15 protein-coding genes are annotated in these 21,789 nt (G+C 48.4%); 4 read left to right on the top strand and 11 right to left on the bottom strand.

The genetic code is table 11. The features are described from left to right. Positions 1-7 precede the first annotated feature (7 nt). Entirely contained in the window at positions 8-1,174 is a 1,167-nt protein-coding gene (locus GBK04_RS30685) for an ABC transporter permease (RefSeq protein ID WP_373331021.1), read from the bottom strand. A 17-nt stretch (positions 1,175-1,191) separates the two neighbouring features. Continuing rightward, positions 1,192-2,415, bottom strand: a complete 1,224-nt coding sequence (locus GBK04_RS30680; protein ID WP_373331020.1) for an ABC transporter permease — start codon at positions 2,413-2,415, stop codon at positions 1,192-1,194. Positions 2,416-2,628: 213 nt separating this feature from the next. On the opposite strand from GBK04_RS30680, the gene GBK04_RS15740 reads away from it, so the two are divergent. Then, complete coding sequence (locus tag GBK04_RS15740; RefSeq protein ID WP_373331019.1) at positions 2,629-3,003, top strand: Crp/Fnr family transcriptional regulator; 375 nt, start codon at positions 2,629-2,631, stop codon at positions 3,001-3,003. A gap of 58 nt (positions 3,004-3,061) precedes the next feature. Here GBK04_RS15740 and GBK04_RS15735 read toward each other — a convergent pair whose 3' ends face one another. The 5 genes from GBK04_RS15735 to GBK04_RS15715 form a co-directional block, all read right to left on the bottom strand. After that, positions 3,062-5,476, bottom strand: a complete 2,415-nt coding sequence (locus GBK04_RS15735; protein WP_152761254.1) for an ABC transporter permease — start codon at positions 5,474-5,476, stop codon at positions 3,062-3,064. A 13-nt stretch (positions 5,477-5,489) separates the two neighbouring features. Next, a complete protein-coding gene (locus GBK04_RS15730) occupies positions 5,490-7,922 on the bottom strand; it encodes an ABC transporter permease (protein WP_152761252.1) in 2,433 nt (810 codons plus the stop codon). 225 nt (positions 7,923-8,147) lie between these two features. Beyond that, on the bottom strand, positions 8,148-9,566 hold the full coding sequence (locus GBK04_RS15725) for a hypothetical protein (RefSeq protein WP_152761250.1): 1,419 nt from the start codon (positions 9,564-9,566) through the stop codon (positions 8,148-8,150). A 38-nt stretch (positions 9,567-9,604) separates the two neighbouring features. Further along, positions 9,605-10,270, bottom strand: a complete 666-nt coding sequence (locus tag GBK04_RS15720; protein ID WP_152761248.1) for a hypothetical protein — start codon at positions 10,268-10,270, stop codon at positions 9,605-9,607. 148 nt (positions 10,271-10,418) lie between these two features. Beyond that, positions 10,419-11,075: a hypothetical protein gene (locus GBK04_RS15715; protein WP_152761246.1), complete on the bottom strand. Its 657-nt coding sequence runs from the start codon at positions 11,073-11,075 to the stop codon at positions 10,419-10,421. A gap of 258 nt (positions 11,076-11,333) precedes the next feature. Between GBK04_RS15715 and GBK04_RS15710 the strand changes: the two genes are divergently transcribed. Beyond that, positions 11,334-12,653 (top strand): hypothetical protein, encoded by a 1,320-nt coding sequence (locus tag GBK04_RS15710; protein WP_152761244.1) that lies wholly within the window; start codon positions 11,334-11,336, stop codon positions 12,651-12,653. Between the two features lie 106 nt (positions 12,654-12,759). Here the strand turns inward: GBK04_RS15710 and GBK04_RS15705 are convergent, their stop codons facing one another. Together GBK04_RS15705 and GBK04_RS15700 are read right to left on the bottom strand one after the other, a co-directional pair. Then, complete coding sequence (locus GBK04_RS15705) at positions 12,760-15,192, bottom strand: TonB-dependent receptor (protein ID WP_152761242.1); 2,433 nt, start codon at positions 15,190-15,192, stop codon at positions 12,760-12,762. 154 nt (positions 15,193-15,346) lie between these two features. Then, positions 15,347-15,691 (bottom strand): DUF6249 domain-containing protein, encoded by a 345-nt coding sequence (locus GBK04_RS15700; protein WP_373331018.1) that lies wholly within the window; start codon positions 15,689-15,691, stop codon positions 15,347-15,349. 157 nt (positions 15,692-15,848) lie between these two features. On the opposite strand from GBK04_RS15700, the gene GBK04_RS15695 reads away from it, so the two are divergent. Together GBK04_RS15695 and GBK04_RS15690 are read left to right on the top strand one after the other, a co-directional pair. Then, positions 15,849-16,391, top strand: a complete 543-nt coding sequence (locus tag GBK04_RS15695) for an RNA polymerase sigma factor (RefSeq protein WP_152761240.1) — start codon at positions 15,849-15,851, stop codon at positions 16,389-16,391. Between the two features lie 33 nt (positions 16,392-16,424). Beyond that, on the top strand, positions 16,425-16,925 hold the full coding sequence (locus GBK04_RS15690; RefSeq protein ID WP_152761238.1) for a hypothetical protein: 501 nt from the start codon (positions 16,425-16,427) through the stop codon (positions 16,923-16,925). Positions 16,926-16,945: 20 nt separating this feature from the next. On the opposite strand, the gene GBK04_RS15685 is transcribed toward GBK04_RS15690, so the two are convergent. Then, positions 16,946-19,372 carry an ABC transporter permease gene (locus GBK04_RS15685; RefSeq protein ID WP_152761236.1) on the bottom strand — a complete coding sequence of 809 codons (2,427 nt, stop codon included), beginning with the start codon at positions 19,370-19,372 and terminating at the stop codon, positions 16,946-16,948. 44 nt (positions 19,373-19,416) lie between these two features. Next, the gene (locus GBK04_RS15680) at positions 19,417-21,759 is read right to left on the bottom strand and encodes an ABC transporter permease (protein ID WP_373331017.1); all 2,343 of its coding nucleotides are present in this window, start codon (positions 21,757-21,759) and stop codon (positions 19,417-19,419) included. Positions 21,760-21,789 lie beyond the last annotated feature (30 nt).

The following is a 21,789-nucleotide window of genomic DNA, read 5'->3' as shown; positions in this document are numbered from 1 at the left end:
CTTACATTCACTCACTCCTCAATGACTTCACCGGATCCGTCAGCGCGGTTTTAGCTACCTGCAAACCGATCAGTATAGCCGTCACAAAGGCCAGCCCTGCCCCGACCTGCACGAAAGGTACCCAGGTGATGGGCGTATGGTAGGCATAACCGGCCAGCCAGTCCGAGAGGAGCCAATACGCCAACGGGCACGCTACCAGGTTGGCGATGAGCAGTATCCAGACATATTCGCGCAGAAACAAACCAACGATACCGGCAACCGAAGCACCTAATACTTTCCGGATTCCTACCTCCTTGGTACGCCGGGAAACGGTTAAGGAAACCAGGCCAACGACCCCCAGTAGTACGATCAACAAAGATACCGCCATAGCTACGTAGGAGGCTTTTTCCATTTGCAATTCGGTTTTGTATAATTTCTCCAGCGTCTGGTCCAGGAAGGCGTACTCGAGCGGGGCGTCGGGAAAAAGCTCGTGCCATTTTTTTTCGATTTCCGCAAGAGCGGGACGTACATTCCCGGATGTAATCCGAAAGGAGAAGTAGCGGTAGAGCGGGACATTCTGAATGTGCCCGATGAGTATGGGTTCGATGCTCTTGTGCATTGTACCGAAATGAAAATTCCTGATTACGCCCAGTACCCGAAACGGAAGCGGGCTACCCTGTATCCGTACCATTTTGTTGACCGCCACCTCGGGTGTTACAAATCCCATCGCCCTGGCCGCCGACTCGTTCAATACAATTCCATTCGCATCCTGCTCCCTGGCATCAGGCCGAAAGTACCTTCCGCTCAGGACGTCGATCTGGTACGTTTTGGCAAAATTCGCATCGGTGGTGAGGGTAGTCATATTGACGGCCCGGGTACTGTCCTGTTCGGGTAGGTACACCCGCGTATTCAATCCGGCATTTCCGTTGGGAATTTCAAAGGACAGGCTGGCTGAGCCGATGCCGGGCAGGCGGGCGAATTGCTCACGGGCATCCTCCATGCGGTCGACGCCCTCGGGCGACCAGGTGCGCGGGAGAGATGACACGGTCAGAAGAGCCTCTTTTTTGAAACCCAGATCCGCATTGAAAAAGTAAGAAATTTGTCGAGAAACGAAGATGGCTCCCACAAAAACCAGCACTGCCATCGTAAACTGCACCGTCACCAGTCCCCGCCGGAACCACCGCCCTTCCGCCACCGACCGTTCTTTTCCCTTTAAAGAGTCGACTGATGAGTAGGCCGAAAGATATAGTGCGGGGTACCCCCCGCCAATAAACCCACCGAAAGTACCATAGCCAACGTCAGCCCCATGTAGGTACCAGGCAAGTCCCCCAAGGATGGAATCGTTTTCCCCACAACCTCGCTGAACACCGGGCGAAAGAGAGCGTATAAACCCACCGAAAGCCCGGTAGCTATGAGCATCAACACCAGGGCCTCCAGCAGGAATTGCGTAGCCAGCTGTCGGCGTAGACCGCCCAATGCCTTGCGGACGCCGATTTCCCGCAATCGGGTGGAAGCACTGCCCAGCGACAAATTGACAAAATTGATGGCGGCCATCAGCAAAATGAAGATTGCCACCCATCCCAGCGTATGGATCATCCGGCGCACCAAGCCATTATTGCTTTTCAAATAATAGTCGGTCAGCGGAGTCAGGTAGGCAATCAGATTTTTCTGGGTGTCGGGCGGAGCATTCGTAGCGATGAGTTGGGCGAGAGGTTTTGCCAGGTCCGAAGGCAGTACACCCGGTTGTAATTCCACGTAGGTAGGGATGTAGACGTTTGTCCAATCGGTCAAGTTTCCCCCAAAGTAAGGTAAAGCGCCCGGAGCCATAAAAACCTCGGCGGCCTCCGCCAATAGTTGCGTCACGGAATTAGGGGAAGGCCGCTCCAAAACTCCAGTAACGACAAACTGTTGCTTTCCTGACTGCGGGGTTTCCAAAGTAAGCGACTGATTCAGTACATCCGTCCTACCAAAGAACTTACGGGCGATGGTTTCGGTGATGACAAGGCTATTCGGTTGGGTCAGGGCGGTACGCGGGTCGCCGTGCAGGAGCTTAAAACCATACATAGTCAGCAGACTCGAATCACCGATCTGAATAGACTCCCGGAAATGGTTATTGTCATGACTTATGGTAGCACTGACGCCGTAAAATGCGTATGCGTCGGCTACTAGCGTGGGGTACTGCATTTTCAAAGCCTGCCCGAAAGGAGCCAGTGTCGTGAAGTCCAGTCCCATGTTTTCCTGCTTCCACTTACTTTGCACGATGTACTGCTGTCCGGCATTGCGCAATTGTCGGTTTACCTGAAACTCACTCCACACATAACTACCTATCAGCATGCCCAATGCAATACCCACCGCCAGGCCGATGATATTCAGGGCCGAAAAAAACTTGCTCCGTAGAAGGGCGCAGTAGGCGATTTTGAGGTAATTGTTCAGCATGTGACTTTCACTTTTTTGGATACAAATCTTTTCCCATTCGCCCAGAAAGGACAGGCCTCGCACAACCGATTGCCGCTGCAAATTATAAAAGACGCACGACAGGGGTCAGTTAAAAAACCTTAAATGAAAAGTACCTCCTTATTTTCTCACACTATGTTACCTTGCCATGATCGCTCCCGGACCGAGGGGCGGGTTCTCCATAACTTTTGCTCCATGATCGATCCCTTAACTCAGGGTGCTACCCGACTCCGCGGGCCAGTCCATCAGTTTGCCCAAATCACCGACGAAGAGTGGTCAAGGCTGGCGCCTCATCTATTCCTCAAAACCTTTAAGAAGCAGGAGAACTTCGTGCGGGAAGGTGTAGTAGCCAGCGAGGTGGGATTGGTAGTGGAAGGGGCATTCCGCCAGTTTTATAACAAGGATGGCGAAGAGCGTACCACCGACTTTTTCTTTGAAGACCAACTGGTAGGTGCTTACATGAGTTGCGTGACGGGAAAGCCTTCGCCGGTAACGATCGAGGCGTTGAGCGAGGCCATGGAACTAGCCGAATCCCGTACGGTATACGGGAAGGTGATTTTAGTGTCTTAGTTTTTTTAGTAGTAATGAAGAGTGGTGACGTTCGCGCAGCACTGCCTCATCCATGTTCCTATTCAGACCTGAGACTTTTCACCGGATTCATCAGCGCGGCCTTGATACTCTGATAACTTACCGTGAGCAGCGCGATACATACGGCCAGCCCACCTGCCAGCGCAAAAACCCACCAACTGATTTCTATTTTGTAGGCAAAATCTGCTAACCATGCATTCATGGCGTACCAGGCAATGGGTGAGGCGATGACTATGGCAATCAAGACGAGTTTGAGGAAATCTTTTGATAATAGCGCGACGATACCTACCACACTAGCGCCCATCACTTTGCGCACGCCGATTTCCTTGGTGCGCTTTTCAATAACGAAAGCCGAAAGGGCAAATAGCCCAAGGCTGGCGATAATGACAGCCAGCAAGGCAAATGCAGTAAATAGTTGCTGAGTGCGTTGCTCACTGGCATAAAAAGTCTTAAACTGATCGTCCAGAAAATGATATTCCAATGGACCATTAGGATTAAAGGTCTCCCATTGGTTTTTCAAATCGGCCAAAAAACCAGCTACATCCGTCGTTTTAATTTTGATAAGAATACCACCGGCATTTCTCCCCATCATCAGCATGAGCGGAGCCACTTTTTGCTTTACCGACACGTAGTTAAAATCCTTAACCACGCCAATGACCTTGTATTCATGGTTCCCTGACCGGACAATGGTTTTACCGATCGGATCGGTATTCTTCCAACCTAATTCACGAACAGCTGACTTATTAATAAGTACCCCAGCAAGTGAATCCGTCGGGAAGTCTCTGGAGAAATTACGGCCCTGTACGATTGGTATACCTAATGTGCTGAGATAATCATAGTCAATATGAAAGATATTAGTATGGATTTCGACACCATTCGATGTTTCATTTCTAGGATATATCTGTGTGCCATCCATCATAATTCCGCCTGGAGCATAGCGCGACAGACTCGCGGAAACAACCTGACTATTCCGCAAAAGTTGCTCCTTGAAGGCAAGCTGCTTGTCACCTAATAAACGGGTATCGGGCAGCGCGATGACCTGATCTTTATCATACCCTAATTTCTTATTCTGCATAAAATGCAGTTGCTTATACACAATGAGAGTAGCAATCAGCAGGATAGTTGAAACAGAAAACTGAAACACAATCAATCCACTATGTAAGGATTTTTTCTGTGATCCTTCGCTGAAGAATGAGCCTTTCAGGGTTTTAATAATGCTGAACGAGGACAGAAAAAACGCCGGATAAATTCCCGCAATTATTCCAGACAACAAGCTAATCAGAAATAGTACCAGAATAACCTGATAGCTTAGAAGAAATGAAAAGTCAATGGTTTTGTTCGCGACCTGATTGAAGGACGGTAATAGAAAGAATGTTAGGCCATAGGCACATACCATGGCTAATAATGTAAGCAATACTGATTCCGCCAAAAACTGGAAAATCAGCTGCTTCCTGATCGACCCCATTACTTTCCGAATACCTACTTCTCTGGAACGCTTAGCTCCCAGTGCAGTCGATAGATTGGTGAAGTTGATGCAGGCTAACAGTAGGATAAACAGCGCTAATGCCGAGAAAATATAAACGTACTGTATATCACCATTCGGCTCCAGTTCGTATTTTGTATTTGAATACAAATGGATGTCCGTAAGGGGCTGTAATGAAAATCGAAATGTGTTTATTGATTTCTGTGCTTCTGCCATACTAATTCCCATGTCGCGTTGCACTTCCGGTACTACGTATTTGGCAACGAGTTGTGGGAATTTTGCTTCCAGTTTTTTCGGATCAGCCTGATCCACTAATTCTACGTATGTAAAAAAACCTACGTTACTCCAGGTTGGATTGGTCATATGCCAGGTCGAAAAGCTCAAAAAGGCATCGATGTGAAAATGCGAATTATCAGGTACCTTGTCGATAACCCCTGTGACCATATAGGCCGTCCGTTGTGTACCTACCGCCAATGATTTTCCAATAGGATCTTCACTGCCAAAATATTTTTGGGCAAAATCTTTTGAGACAACAATACTATTGGGGGAAATCAGGGCCGTTGCGGCATCACCTTTAATGAGTGGAATTGAAAACAGTTGCAGGAAATTGGAATCTGCAAAAGCAAGGTGCGCTTCTTTAAACTGATTTTCTTTGTATTGGACATAATCGATAGCTGGCGAAAGCCTTGTTGATGTTTTTACTTCTGGAAAGGCCCGTTGGATGCCCTCGCCGACAGCCGCATCCACATGGGGATAGACGGCCACATCGCCATTGCCAACAACAGATAAATTCAAGCGATAAATATTCCTGGCATTAGCAGGGTAGTTATCATAATTCAATTCGCTATAAACAAACACGGCAATTAGCATAAAACTGGCAATACCTACGGCTAATCCGAAAATGTTTATTAGCGAAAATATTTTATTGGCGAGTAGGTTTCGCCAGGCGATTTTGAAATAGTTTCTGAACATAATTGTAAGTTGTCTATTCTGACCGTAAACTTTTTACCGGATTCATCAGGGCAGCCTTTATACTCTGATAGCTCACCGTGAGCCACGCGATCAACAGCGCCGCAACGCCGACGCTTACGAATACCCAGACGTTTATTTCGATGCGGGAAGTATAATTGTCGAGCCACTTCTGCATCCCAAACCAGGCCATCGGCACGGCGATGAGCAGCGCTATCAGTACCAGTTTGAGAAAATCCCTTGAGAGCAGCATCACGACCGACGCAACCGTGGCTCCCATTACCTTGCGGATACCAATCTCTTTGGTACGCTGCTCGATGACCAGCAGAGCCACCGCAAAAAGTCCCAGGCACGATAACAGAATCGTGATACCTGAAGCCATGACAAAAATCTGAGTGAGCCGCTCTTCATTCTGAAACCATTCGTCGATATTTTCATCCAGGAACGAAGCCATGAATTCGGCTTCGGGTGCTACCTCCCGCCAGATTTTCTCCAGCTTGCTCATGGCACCCGACAAACTTTGATCTGAGACTCTGACGAAGACGTAGTTGATCGCCTCCGAATGAGACAGGTGCATGGTGATGGGCATCCGCTCCTGCGTGACCGAGTACAGGTAAAAGTCGGGTACCAAGCCAATGATCTGATAGCGAGTGCCGGAAGTGTCGGTTTCGAAGTACTTGCCCACCGGGTCCGTTTCACCAATTTTTTTGGCCATACTTTCGGTAATAATCACCCGGTTGGTGGAGTCCGTCGGAAAAGCCGGATCGAACTCCCGGCCTCCGAGCAACTTGATACCCAAGGTTTTGAGATAATCATAATCCACCAACAGCCAATCGGTCGATACTTCTCGCTCTTTGTACGTAAATCCCAACGATACCCGCGAAGTCACGTTGTCCTTGCCCTTCCCCAGATTAATCCCACTGCCCGTCACCGATACCACCGACGGATCATCAGCCAGACGGTTGCGCATCCGCTGCAGTACCTGGCGACCATCGGCCCGGTTGCCGATGGGTATACTGATGACCTGTTCTTTCTCAAATCCCAGCGGGAGTTGACGTAGAAAGCGTAGCTGTTGCACCGCGATGACCGTACAGCAAATTAGTAAGCACGAAATGGCAAACTGACTAACAATAAGAGAATTACGCAAACCACCGGGACGCTTTAACGAAAGTTTGCCTTTCAAAACCAAGACTGGATTATACCCGGCCATTTTTATAGCAGGGTACCCCCCTGCGATAAACGTCACCAATAAAAATACGCTCAGCATGAGCAGAATGAACCCTTTCTGCATTAGAACAATATCAAAAAGATTCACTTGGGCATCGAAGGTGGCATTGAACAGCGATACTAGCTGGAAGGCCAGCAACACGCCTCCTACAAAGCCCAGGAAACACAACAGCACCGACTCGCCCCAAATCTGGACAAAAAGTTGTTTTTTAGTCGCGCCGACCGATTTGCGGACTCCAACTTCGCGCATCCGGGTAAAGGAGCGGGCCATGTTCAGGTTAATGAAGTTGATGCAGGCAATCAGCAGAATGAACAAACCGATGCCAATAATGGCAAACACTGCCGCGAATGGAGTACCTTTTCCACCTGACAATTCCTTGCCGAAATGCACATCGGCCATGTTCTGCAGGCGTATGGCAAAAATATCTCCCAGCTCGTCGGGTTTAGCGCCCTGGGTTTTCAGTTTGCTGATATTATCCGGGTAGTACTTTTTTGCAAATTGACGCAGCTGATTTTCAAAGGCCTGCTCACTGATGGCAGGGGCCAACTTGATGTACGAGGTACCTGAATACGCATCCCATTTGTCTTTGAAAGCATGGTAGCTATTTGTACTTTCAATCCGGATCAAGGCATCGAAGTGGATCGAAGAATTATCGGGCACATCCCGGCAAATCCCCGTGACCTGGTAGGTACGCTGATCCCGGCCACCGCCTAGTTGCAATTGTTTGCCGATGGGTTCGGCATCACCAAATATCGACCGGGCCATATCTTCAGTAATGACTATGCCATTCAGATCCCGCAGGGCCGTTTGCCGACTGCCCTTGACAAGAGGAAATGTGAATACATTCAGAAAACCCGAGTCCACACCTACCACCATTTTGTCGAGGCTCTTTTCCTGATGGGTTACCAAACTTTTGGTTCCGCTCCAAATCCGGGTTACAGCAGCCAGATCCTTTGAAAATTCGGCCTGAAGCGCCGGAACCAAAGGCAGGGACGTAGCCTTCGAACGGTCCGTTTTCTCGGCATTGTTCGTGACAGAATAGAGCTGAAAAATCCGGTCAGAATCTTCGTGAAAATCATCGAAGGTCAGCTGCCGGTACGCGGTAAGAAACAAAAAGACGCAGACACAGAAGGCCACCGAAAGGCCGAATACATTGATGGCGGCGTACCCTTTGCTTTTCCAAAGGGTACGCAGGGCGATTTTGAAGTAGTTTTTAATCATGGCTAATAGGAAAAAACGACACGTTGGCTGTGTATGAACATTGCTTTGAAAATTGCATGCCAAACAAAACTAGTATTGACAATCAAGCTATTACACACACTCACCAACTAAAAATGTCCGCAAACGAACAGAATACGATCGTTTGCGGACACCCGAAGGCAGCTCAAAATGAATCAGTCCATCTCGCCAGGAAACTACCTTGTGATTCCCGGCATCACACCCTGGTCATTCGGCTCGCTTCAACTCCACGATCTGCTTGCCTTCGTTATAAACGATCAATTTGTCAGCGGAACTGCCAGTACCCACAAACTCAAATTCCAGGCTAAAATTGCTTGAAAAAAAACGGGTTTCGGACATCGGGTAGAGTAATGTATGGATCACGAACACACCTTCACTGGATAGCCAGAGCCCTCCACTTTCTTTTGTTAGTATCAGACTGCCGCCCGTGGGCATAGGCATCGCATAAGTTCCCATGTAGGCGTCTAGTACCTTTGCAGGGATTTTTACATAGCGGGAATCGAAAGTAGGGTCGGGAATTACTTCGATGTCAGTCGTATTTTCAAAACGAGCCATCGCGCCCCAGCCCCAGGCGGCATCATTGGCGATACCGATGAGCAGTGTATTATCACCCTCTTTCAAAGGTAGCACGAAGGATGTATTCTCAACGGAAATACGTCCACCAGGCGGCTTCTCGGTCGGACTGCCCTGCAAGTTCTTATCCAGATAGGCCATTTGTCCGTTCAAAAAAACCCAGACATCATTGACAAACCCCAGTTCCATTTTTTTCTGCTGAGCCCGGGCCGATTTTACCTTTAATTTCAGCCACACGATGCTCCTCGTTTCGTTCTTGCCAAAGGTACGGATCAGGTTCACCAAGCCTCGACGTTCGGTAGCGAGCGTTCGCCATTTGGTGTCAGGATTAGGCAGAAGATCAAAGCTGAAATCCACTTTTTCGGGAATCGCAATCGGGTCACTTACCGCCCAATTACGGATATAGCGTGGATCGTTGGCCGTTGGGTCCATTCCCGGCAAAGACGACAGATTTCCGGTTACGTCAGGCTCCACCACCAGATTCCTCACTACCATATCGCCCTCGAATCCAAGGGTACCCCGCTCAGTGTTACCCGCCAAATGCTCCACTTCCAGGGTAGGTTTACCCGTGCTGTTGATATACATCCGCATCTGGGCATCCGAAATCACCAGTTTGATATGATTCCATTCGTTCTTGGCAAACGCTGCATTCGACTGGTACTCAACGTAGGTGTCCCACATCAGCACCCCGTCCAGGTAAGGCGCGTACTGCACGCCTTCGGTTGCCAGGGAATCACCCGCTCGCCCCATCCGCAGGTAAAAGCACTCGGTTTCTTTGGCATTCTGATAGCGAAAATAAAAGGTCATCATGTTGTTGGGTTTCACATCGAATTCGATGGTACCGCTTTTGAAATCGAGTCCCTTGGCTACTACCTTCCCGGCGTCGGGGTTAATGTGCATGTGTGAAACGCCTTGCTCCTGCGAGAAGGTAACTTTATCGGGCTTAAATTCCCATTGTTCGGCGGTTAGGGATACCTCACTTGTTTTACTTTTCTGGGAGAAAATCGGACCTTGCATCAGGCAAAACCCAAGAATTAAAATGACGTTTTTCATGGCTTTTTGAATTTATTAAACTGTGTTTGATAGAATGGTTATTGGGCTGGTACACTCAGATTCCTGAAACTTCCTTTTGAACCATTTCCTACCCAGAGGCCAATCGTGCCGGATGTCGTTTTCGCAAGTCGCCCTACCTCCATCAGGACTTGGCCGGACTTCGTTTCTTTTACGATTACCTTCTCTGGACTGATGGTCAGATTGACCGAAAACCAGTCATCGGGCGACGGCGGATTCAGGAATTCCCGTTCATAAACGCCCTCGTGTTGCTCTCTCAGTTTGCTCCAGCCGAAATCAGGATGGCAGATATATTGGATGCTGTGTTCCCGCCTGATTTTTTCATCCGACTTGAAGTTGAAAGGCCTGAAATAAACCGCCTCGTAGGTTGAATCATTCTTGACATTGAAGGCAATTCCGACAAAGCTGCCGCCCGGCTTGTTTTCTCCCCGCAGCTCAACCTGAAGGGTACCCTCCCACATTTGCACCGTTTGGACAACAGCCATTCCATCTCCATCCCGCGCATCGAGCGATAGGGTACCTTTTTCTGTTTTTTCCTGAGCATCCAACTGCCGGTTCACTAGTTTGACAGCGTGCTGATCCAGTTTGATTTTTTTGTTTTTAGTAATTTTTTCATCGGAATCCATTTTGTTTTGTGAAACGGCTTGTACACCCACCAGACAGAGCGACAGGATTAGAATGCGCATGAACATACCTTTGATGATTTGATTTTAACTAAACAAATTGAGCAGATCGGTACCTTTTGCCAAAAGTGCACAAAGGGTGGTGAGAACTCGGTCGAAGCGTAATTCCGTATCGTTTGAACCCTCTTAGTTAGCAGTAGCAGGGCCTACCTCAATTCTTCTTTGTGATTTTTAAATTGGAATAATAAGCATCAGTACTACCACCGACCCACAGGGCTATACTGCCAGAAGTATTTTTATTAAGCATTTCACTCACGATTAGGGTTGGTTGGCTTTGGTTAGCCACGTAAAGTTTGGCTGTTCTACTTTCAACCACAATTCTTAGCTTTATCCATTCATCAGGCACTACATCGACATAGGTTTCGTATTTTTCAGGGAACTTCTCCCTTAGCGTTGGAAAGTGGAAATCCGGTAAAGCGAAGTATTGTACCGTATGGTTTCGTTGTACCTGGTTTTCGGCCCGACCATTGGTAGCTCTCAGATAAATGCAATCCAATGCGGAATTGTCCTCTGACAAATGAAATGCCATTCCAGCAAAACCCCTATTCTCTGGATGTGCATCGATAGCTCTATTCGATGCCATTTCAAATTCGATGACACCATCCTCAAAATCAGAGTTGGGTATTTTTACAATAGCCAGCTTACTACCTACTATTGCGTTCACTTTCAAGGCGTTCTTACCTTTAAATTTCACTTTTGATATCTTTGTATTATAGGATATCAGGTCATTTACCTTTGAAAGTTCTATTCTCTGACCAAAAACAAGAGAGGTGAATAAAAAATAAAATAGGAGTGTTAGAGATTTCATTTTTAGTTTAACTAGTTAGGTAAAACGGTTTCTAAATCTGCTCTCAGGCTGGCAATCAAACGGATTCAGCCAGTGGAACTTGATTTGCTTCCAAAGGCACTTTCTTTTGCCAAAAGTGCACATAGGTCACTAAGAAGCTTGTTCACTGTCAGTTCAAGTTGGATTCAAACGCGTTCAAGGGCTTGAATCCACGTCGTTCCGGTCGCAATTTTTAGTAGATTAGTAGCTTATTTGACCGCTTAGATCCCAGGCCAAAACATGGAATTTGACAAATCTGTATGGGTACGTTGCCGCACGCTGATAGAAGAGAAGCTGGGTTGGGGCGATGGCCGGCAATGGACAAATGCCGACTTTGAACTGCTCGGCGAAAAGATACGCGACGAAACGGGCGTGAGCCTGAGCACAAGTACCCTGAAACGACTTTGGGGACGGGTCAGGTACGACAGTACCCCCCAGGTAGCGACGTTGAACGCTCTGGCGCGCTTCGCGGGGTACGGTACCTTTCGGGAGCTGGCAGAGGTACATGAAAAAGCAGAATCGAAGTCGGCGGCAGCATTGGCACATCCGAAAAGTCCGGCAGTTCCCGGGCAGCCAAGTCGGGAAAGCGGGCGCGCTCAACGCCAGTTTTCAAAGAGTGCCATGTGGTCAATCGGACTGGTGATGGGTATCAGCATTTCGCTTTTCCTGGCTTTTTCACTGAGTCAAAAGCAAAAAAATGCCCCGCTTGCTACCGCGCACTATTCGTTCAGCAGCCGTCCGGTAACAACGGGCCTTCCCAATTCGGTGGTTTTTACATTCGATGTTTCCCAGGCAAAAACCGATTGCCTTTTTGTTCAGCAAACCTGGGACGACAGCAAGCGATTCAGGATCAGAAAGAACCAGCAGCAGGCGACTTCGATTTATTATTATCCCGGCTTTTTTACCGCCAAACTCACGGTGGACAGTACCGTAGTGAGTCAGCACCAACTGTTCATCAAGACCGACGGCTGGCTACCCCTGGTAGAACAAGAGCCCGTTCCGGTCTATTTCAAACCCGAGGAAAGTACCCGGAATGGCGTGTTCGGGCTTACCGACCGACAACTGATGAGTCACAACATTACCATGCAGCCCAAGGTACCCCACGTACTCTACTTCTACATGAAGGATTTTGGCGATCTTTCCAGCGATAACTTCATATTGGAAACCAGCGTGAAAAACACGTTCTCTACCGGAAGCGGCGCCTGTCAGCAAAGTCAGGTCGCGGTACATTGTGAAAACGGCCTTTTCGTTGTTCCGCTGTCTGTGCCCGGTTGTACCTCGGCCCTGAATGCCCTGATTCCCGGAAAACTCATACAAGGCAGCAAGACCGACCTTTCGAAGTTTGGCGTCGATTTTGCTCGATGGGCCGAGCTACGAATTGCGGTCAAAAACAAAAACGTCGTGATTTATCTGAACGAAAAACCCGTCCTGAAAACCGCCTTTTCGATGAACGCCGGTAAAGTGATCGGGGTCGGATACAGCTTTCAGGGTACCGGCCTGGTAGACTATGTACGTTTGAGCGATGGAAAAGGCAAGGTAGCTTTGGCAGAAGAGTTTTGATAAAAACGTCTAGCCGGGAATTTAGAAAAGCAAAATGTACCCTACCCAAGTTAGTTCCGAACGCAACGAATTCACCTGCGAATGTGACTCATGAACCTACCTTGGTTTAGCCACCCGTCTGCACGTCATCGTTGCGGATGCCTCTTTTGTTTCTTTTGATTTCTTCTTTCAGTTTGCCGAATTTATAATTCAGGCTCAGGTGGAAAGAACGGAAATAGTCGCGCCGATCGTTAGTTTGCAAGAAATTAGGGCCAAAACTTTCGCGGTGATCTTTCCTGAATTTGGTAAAAGGATTATTGAAAGCCGCCGCTATGGAAAGCTTCTCTTTGACCAAATCTTTATTGATGCTGATCGAAGTACCTACCATAGTGTTCGAGGTCCCCTGAAGATTCACATTAGGTCCGTTGGCATTGAGGTTGGCCGTTATCCGCCACTCTTTCTCAAATCGGTAGCCAGTCGATACATTGACCGAGTACATCAATCCCTGGTTGGTCTGCCGGGTACCATTGACTACCCCCTCCACTTTTCCGTGGGCGGCGCGGGCGTTGACACTCGCGTTCCAGCGCTTGGTGAAGGGGTAGTTGATATTCATATTTCCTGTCAATAGGCGCGCTCGGCCCGTGTTTTCGTAAGTGACGCGGGTAATATCGGAAGCAGGGTCAAGAACGGAAACCTGAAAGATCAAATCCTGAAAAAGCGTAGCGCCGATTCCCAGGCTCACGGAGCCTTTGGCCGACTTGTTGTATCCCAATTGAAAATCGTTTACCAAGGCAGGACGAAGACCGGGATTGCCGGTTCTTTCAAAAAGAGGATTCGATCGATCGACGAAAGGGTTGAGTTGATAGATGCCCGGGCGCTGGATTCGCTGCGAAAAACCCAGGTTCATTCCCACGTCTTTCCTGAATTTCCGATTGATTGATACCGAAGGTATTACGTTGAAATAATGCTGCTTCGCCTCCGATTGGGTCGATATGAAATCAGCCCGCATAACGGTTTGTTCGATCCTTGCTCCCGCTTTGATACCCCACTTCTTGAAAGTGTACTGATAGGAATTGTAAGCACCGTAGACATTCTGTGTGTTGTCGTACTGATTGCTAAAATCGGGCCGAGGTTCAAAAACACCTTTATCGGGATTGTAGGAGCGGTATTGAAAATCGCTTTCATTGTCGCGCAGAATGGCCTTTACTCCCGCTTCGACCGTAAGCTTCCTGACGGGATACACAAAATCGATTTGGGCAGTCTGCTCCGAAAAATTCTGCAGATTGGTCTGCTGGTAGTCTGGCAAGTCGTAGTTAAGGGTGTTGGTCAGCTGCAACGCGTCGTTCTGCTCATTTCCAAACTTTAAAAAACGATACGAAAACGTGAGCAGTTGGTTCTTGTTTCGCTTAAAACCTCGTTGATAGTTCAGCGATGCATCTATGCCGTCGCCGGTACCTCCCCGGTCATCGGCCAGGTCGTAACGCTGCAAAATTTCGGAGGTACTTCTCAGAATAGAATTCTGATGCGCCCCTCCGCTCGACTTGCTGCCGTTGAGGTTCACCTGTCCCGAAATCAGGTTCAGGCTGTCCAGCTCATAGCTCACTTCGTAACCCAGGTACCCACTCCGGTTTTTGTTCAGGGTAGTGTTGGTCTGAGTCAGGTAGGTAGGTTGGGCCGACAGCGTGGTCCTGTTGGCCCAACTACTCACCTCGGGGGTATTGTAAATACTCGCCCCGAAGAGGGCCGTCATGCCGAGTTTTCCTTGCTTGAACGACACCGTTCCCCCTACGCCCGGCCCGCCTACGGGAAAGCGTTCACTCACGTTGACAGAACCCCGGTAGCCATTGTCGAGCTTTTTTCTGGTAACGATATTGATAATACCCGCCAGGCCTTCCGCATCGTATTTGGCAGGAGGAGAAGTAATGACTTCGATCCGCTCAATGGACGATGCCGGCATGCTGCGGAGAATTTCCTTGTAGTTGCGCTCGACCATACTGGACGGTTTGCCATCCACCAGAATCCGAAAATCCGTGTTGCCCTTCATATACAAAGTGTTGTCGGCGTCCAGTGAAAGCAAAGGTACCTTGCGCATCATTTCGAGTACACTGTACACTTTACTTTCGGGATCGGCCTGAAGATCGTACGTGATGCGGTCTATTTCCTGGGTTACAATCGGTTTGGCGGCCGTCACCAGTACCTCTTTTAAAGCTACCGTTTCGGGACTAAGGAGTATAGTCCCCAGCCGGATCGTTCTTTGGGCGTCGTCGGTGGCATTAACAGGTATCTTTCTGTTTTTATAGCCGACACCTGATAGTACCAGCGTATAGTTTCCGGCCTCAGGGTACCCTATTGAAAAAGATCCATCGGCTGCGGTGTAGACCACGTTGACCGGTGTATTGGCCTTATTCAGAAGCTGCACCGTGATAAGATCGAGGGGGTTTTGACTGGCCGAATCGGCGACGATCCCCGATACAGTGTCCGTACCTGGTACCGACTGCGCAAGTACCTGATTGAAGCATAACAAAAAAATTAAGACAACGAGTAAGTACCTGGTTTTCATGAGTTTTATTTTTATGGCTATCAGATTTATGAGACAAATAGATTCCGGGAAGAGATTTTTTCTCTTCTGCAAACTGGATTAGAAAATGCGAATTGGATAGAAGTTAGCCGGTAGAAAAAGAGAGAGTCCGGCTAGGAAGGAAATGGCATGAAAGTTATTTTTCCAACCTGCGTTCGATGATAAAATTGAGAATCAGACTGATTCCTCCGAACAGGAATACCATGGCTAATAGGGACATGCCCATGCTCAGGCTGTACCAGCGATTGAGTGCTGATGCAACGATGATTCCGATGGCGATCCCTACGAACAGCATACCGAATTTCAGCGTGGGAGAAAGCGATTTACGGGTGGAGTCAAGTAACGAAGCATCCACTTTTCGTTCGATCATGGCCATACGTTCTTTGTAGCGGGTCATCATGAACACGTACACGATTCCGAATATTCCTGCGAAAGCGCTGACCGAGATTATAATATGTTTCAGATCATCCATGTCATTCATAGGTAGTAAAAATTAAGTCCGTAGAGTATACCCCATAAGACGGGCCGTTGGGATGCGGGGTTACAGATTCCGGAAAAAAATAAAAAACCTTCCCGACTGTAACCTTGCACAGAAATATCCGGTCTAAACAGGGAGAACGCATTCCCACGCAACCACAATGCAGCCATCCGAGGAGCAGGTATACATTGATAAAGTCAAAAAAGGAGACTCTGCTGCCTATAGGTACCTTGTCGATAAATACCAGGATATGGCGTACACGATTGCCTTACGGATCATGCGGCAGGCCGAAGACGCCGAAGATGCCGCGCAGGAAGGTTTCGTGAAAGCGTATCAGCAGCTTCATTCGTTTGAAGGCAAATCGAAATTCTCTACCTGGCTGTACACCATCATTTACCGGACTTGTCTTTCGAAACTACAGAAGCAACGGATACCTGCTTATCCCATGGAAGAGGGAATCGATGATACCGACGATACAGTACCACCGTTGGATATTCTTGAGACAATGGAAAAGCAAACGTACATCCGCGAGGCCATTGGCAGACTACCCTCAATCGATGGGGTACTTATAACACTCTACTACCTTAATGAAAATTCCATTCGGGAAATGGCAGAAATCACGGGCTTGTCAGAATCGAATATTAAAGTAAAATTATTCCGGGCAAGAAAAACACTGGAACAACAATTACGGTTTTTGTTATGAAAACCGGATCGTACCTGCACAACCCATTAGCGTATGAAAAACGATAGGGAAGACACCTTTAAAAAACTTATGCAGCATGCTGCCCCAGAGCGCCCCTCTGCGGATTTTACCGAAAGTACCATGAGACTGGTACAGGCGGAGGCCCGGCAGGCGGCAGCCAACGAAACAGCCGTGCAGGTGCTGCTCGGACATCCGGGTTTGGTAGAGCACCCTTCCCCGGATTTTAGCCGTCGCATTATGGGTGAGGTAGAGGTGCTTCATGCCACAAAAGTAGCACCGATCATCCCCCGGCGAACCTGGTACCTGATTGCTGCCTCGGTGGTACTTTTGCTTGTCGGTTGCTCCCTGCTCGCTACTCCGGCAACTACTCAATCCGCCCAATCCGGCATGGATATTCTGCTGATGAGTATCACGACCCAACTCGAAATAGTCCCTATTTTCTACCCACTCACCATCATTGCGCTCAGCCTACTGATGCTGGCGGATTACTACCTGCGTCAGCGAATTGAAACAAGACTTACGGTCATGAAGTGAAATCATTTCGGGGTTAACAGTCACTCGCTACGCAGCGACTTCACCGGATTCATCAGCGCCGCCTTTATGCTCTGAAAACTCACCGTAAGCAGCGCGATGCCCACGGCCAGCCCGCCCGCCAAAGCAAAGTACCACCACTCTATGTCGATTTTGTAGGCAAAATCCGACAGCCACGTCCGCATGGCATACCAGGCAATGGGCGAAGCAATGACGATGGCTATTAGAACGAGTTTCATGAAATCTTGGGAAAGCAACGCGACGATACTCGCCACGCTCGCGCCAAGTACCTTGCGGATGCCGATTTCTTTGGTGCGTTGCTCGGTCGAGAGCGTTACCATACCCAGTAAACCTACGCACGAAATCAGAATACTAAGACCGGAGAAAACCAAGGTGAATTGCAAAGCCTTCTTATCTTGTCTATAAAGCTGATCGAATTCCTGATCCATGAATGCGTATTTGAAAGGCGTACCAAGAAAACGTTCTTCGAAGGAGGATAGAATCACTCCCAAAGCATTAGTTACCTGCCCCGGTTGCGTTTCGATCAGGAAAGAGGAGCAGTTCGGGGCATTAGCGCGGAGGACGACAGGAGCAATTTTCTCATGCATGTTTTGATGGTAGAAATCCTTTACCACACCAATGACTACGCCATCATCGAACCGTTTTCCCACGACGGGTGGAGTCAGACCAAATCGCTTCACAGCCGTTTCGTTCAGTACGGTATTTTCTTTATCCGAGCTTATCTGAGGATCGAACCAACGCCCTTCGACAAATTCAAACTTCATAATTTTATTCAAATCTTCGTCCGCTCCAAAATCAACGTACTCTGGATGAAAGTCAGGAGCACGGCCATCCCAGTCTACCCCTCCTGAGGTAAAATGACCGTTGTTTATGATTGTCTCCGTATTCAGGCGAACAACGTGGCGAATAGACGATTGGGATTGCAGTTCTTTTTTCAGAGACTGTACACGAGATTTTAGTTTCTCACCGTAAGCTACCGATTCCTCAAAACTGGAAATGGTGATCCGCTCCCTCGGTACTTGCACCGTGAGCAACTGGCTACTAGTATAGCCTTTGTGTTGCTGTTGCATAAAGGTGAATTGCCAATATACAATGACGGTACCTACGATCATCACCACAGCCATACTAAACTGTCCGACGGTCAGAATTTGTCGGAAAGAGGAGGGCTTTATCTGTAAAAAACCAATCCCCTGGAACATGTTCAGCGGGTTGATTGAGGAGATAAGTAAAGCCGGATAGATGCTGATGAGCAGTAACATCACGAGCCAACATCCCAGTAATAGCGCACCAGTGTATGGCTCTAATGGATTGAACAGAAAGTTTTGTTCTGTAAAAGCGTTGAAAGACGGAAGACTGGTAAGAACAATAACCATAGCTACTCCCAAAGCCAAAAGGCTGACCAGCACGCACTCGGCGATAATCTGAAAAAACAGTTGGCGACGGCTGGCCCCGGCGATTTTTCTCATACCGATTTCCTTAGATCGCATCCCAGTGCGGGCAATAGCCAAATTGACATAATTAACGCAAGCTGCTGCCAGCAACAAGAAGGCTAGCACCGCAAATATCTCTACCGTACTGCGCTCGCCATGCGGAAAAACCGATCTTGCAATATTGTTGGTAAAATGAAGGTCCAAGAGCGGTAGCATGGTGGCACTCATCGTACCCATCCAGCTCTCTTTCGGGCGGTTAGCCGCGTAAAGCTGGTCGATCTTTCCGGCAGTAGCTTTTGGGTTGGTGTCCGGATGTAGCTGCACAATAGTATAGTGCGTATTATATCGCCAGTTATCCGCTTCCTTGAGTCTCTCCTCGGAGTTCAATTGGGAGGCTATCGGAAACAGAATATCGAATTGGAAACTCGAATGTAACGGATTGTCCTTGATCACGCCCCGCACGATAAAATCCGTGGAATCCATTCGTATGGTTCTGTCCATGACATCCACCCTGCCAAACATTTTTTTAGCTTTCGATTCAGTTAGAATCACGCTGTACGGATGTTGGTAAAAATCAGTAGAGCTCCCAAACTCAAATTTGTAGTGAAGCAACTCAAACCACTGTTTTCCCACATAGGCAACGTAATCCTCTGTAAATGCCTGATCGTCGACGTACAGGCTAATCATTCCTCCGGACGAACGGGTTAACTGACTCATTTCTTCTACTTCCGGAAAACGCTGCGCGATCGTTTTGCCCAAAGGATAGGGGCTACTCAATGTGATCCAGCTTTCGTCATTGTTTGACCGTTGCTCGTTTCTTATTAAGTATATCCGCTCAGCATTGGGCACATCCCGATCAAAGCGCAATTCATTCTGCACCCACATCATAATCAGCAAGGCCGCGCTGATCGCTACCGACAGGCTTCCGATGTTGATTAGGCTGTACAGCTTTTGCTGTCTCAGATTCCGCCAGGCGATTTTGAGGTAGTTAGCTAACATATCTTGAGGTTTTGAATAGAATTATTCTACTATTAAAATAGCAATTACTCGCTGCGCAACGACTTCACCGGATTCATCAATGCCGCCTTCACGCTTTGGAAACTTACTGTTAATAGTGCAATACCCACGGCCCGCCCGCCCGCCAAAGCAAATACCCACCAACTTATGTCGATTTTATAGGCAAAATCCGATAGCCATTCGTTCATGGCATACCAGGCGATGGGCGAAGCTATGACCATGGCAATCAATACAAGTTTGAGAAAATCCTTGGAAAGTAGCGTAACGATGCTGACTACACTTGCTCCAAGTACCTTGCGGACGCCGATTTCTTTAGTACGGGTTTCGGCGGTGAAGGTGGCGAGGCCGAAGAGGCCGAGGCAGGAAATAAAGAGTGTCAGTCCTGTAAACCATTTTGCTAGTGTACTAACCTGACGCTCGCTACGGTACATCGAATCGTAGCTCTGATCCAGAAATGAGAAATTCAGCGGAAAACCTGGGTTTAGCTTCTGGTAGATTTGTTCCATTGCTCTTAAGGTACCCGGGATATTTCGCCCATCGAGGCGGGCAAAAAGGAGATGCGTTTCCAGCGGCTGGCACCGGATGATTAGTGGCTCGATACGGGAATGAACAGTAGTCAGGTGAAAATTTTTGACAACTCCGATTACCGATCCGGAAATGCCATCTACCGTAATCGGATGACCCACCGGATTTTTAAAACCGAACTGCTTTACGGCTTCTTCGTTGAGTAAAACATTGGCCGAATCGGTGCCAAAGGAATGCGAAAAGTCCCGTCCGGCTTTAAGTTGAATACCCATCGTGGCGAGCAGGTCTTCATCTCCATTCAGAACACCAGTCAAGGCTCGTGCGCTGGAAGTTTGACCAGGCCAGTCGGGGTAGGTGGCCCTGGCAACGCCTAAAAAATCGGTGTTCGCTCTGGTGAGGTTTTGTACGCCAGGTGTTTGGGCGAACGCTTCCAGGATGGGTTCAATAGTAGCAATGTCAATATTTCCTGTGCTGAAATACACTACATTGTCTTTCTGATAACCGAGGTTAATATTTTGAATAAACTGAATTTGTCGATAAATCACGATCGTCCCAGCCAGAAGTAGAATGGAACAAACAAATTGCACGACTACCAGAGATTCACGCAACCGAATCGTATTTTGACTCTGCTTATCGCGTATACCTTTCAGCACCCGTGCTGGTTGAAAAGACGACATGACAAAAGCCGGATACAGACCTGCCGATAGTCCCAATAGTGCCAGAATTGCCCCATAGGCTACGTAGTAGCGTGGATCGTGCCAATCGATGGAAATAAGTAATTCGGCGGGTGCGCCAGAGTTGTTTTTTTCGAAAAGCTCGTTGTAAAAAGGGAGCGCCGTTAAAACCAGTCCGATAGCTACTATACCCGCTATCCCCGTTAGCACAAAGGACTCGCTCAGGAACTGGCCAACCAATGTACCCCGACTTGCTCCGGCTACCTTACGGACTCCCACCTCTTTGGCTCGCTGAGTAGCCCGGGCGGTAGAAAGATTCACAAAATTGATTCCCGCGATTAGTATAATGAATCCTGCGACCAGGGCAAAAAGCCAAACGTAAACAATCCGTCCATTGCCGCTGTATTTTCCGTTTTTGAAGTTAGAGCGGAGGTACCAATCGTTGAGTGACTGAAGAAAGTAGGTGCGGTTTTTCAAGGTAGGTAGTTGCCGCTGGACTATTCGCTGAAGCTGCGTCTGAACCGCGGCCGGGCTGGCTTCTGGGGCCAGCAGTGTGAACAGCTGGATATTATTTTCTCCCCAGTTTGTCGATTGCAGTTCTTCGGTTCGAAAGGGACGCAGGTACCCGAAATTAAGCGATGAATTGGGAGGAATATCGGCGATCACGCCAACTATCCGGTAGGTTTCGGCCCGCTCCAATTGAATCTGTTTTCCAATCGGATTCGTATCGCCGAAATACTTACGAGCCAACCGCTGGGTCAGCAGCAGTGTGTTAGGTTCGGTGAGCGCCGTCGCGGGGTCACCTTCCAGAAGCTCGAAGCTAAATATCTTCAGAAAATCGGGTTCGGCAGCTCGTCCCTCCTCTATTATCGATTTTTCGCCGAAGGAAAACAGAGACCGCTCTCCCCACGAATAACGCGTTGCCCGTTCGACTCCAGGTACCTTGGCTTTTATTTCCTCCGCCATAGGCATCGGCACCGCATCATAGGTCTGCGTTTCATTCGAGGGAGACGATAGGTTCAGCATGATCCGGTATATCCGGTCGTGTCGGGCATGAAACTGGTCATGGCTGACTTCGTAATTCACCCAAAGCAAAATCAACACCGAACTCGCAAGCCCCACAGCCAACCCGGCCATGTTCAACAGTGAGTAGTTTCTATGTCGCAGCAAATTCCGCCAAGCGATTTTGAGATAGTTTGT

This window comes from Salmonirosea aquatica (assembly GCF_009296315.1).
Taxonomy (GTDB): Bacteria; Bacteroidota; Bacteroidia; order Cytophagales; family Spirosomataceae; genus Salmonirosea; species Salmonirosea aquatica.
The sequence above is the reverse complement of the archived record's forward strand: the minus strand, read 5'-3'. Positions and strand labels throughout refer to the sequence as shown.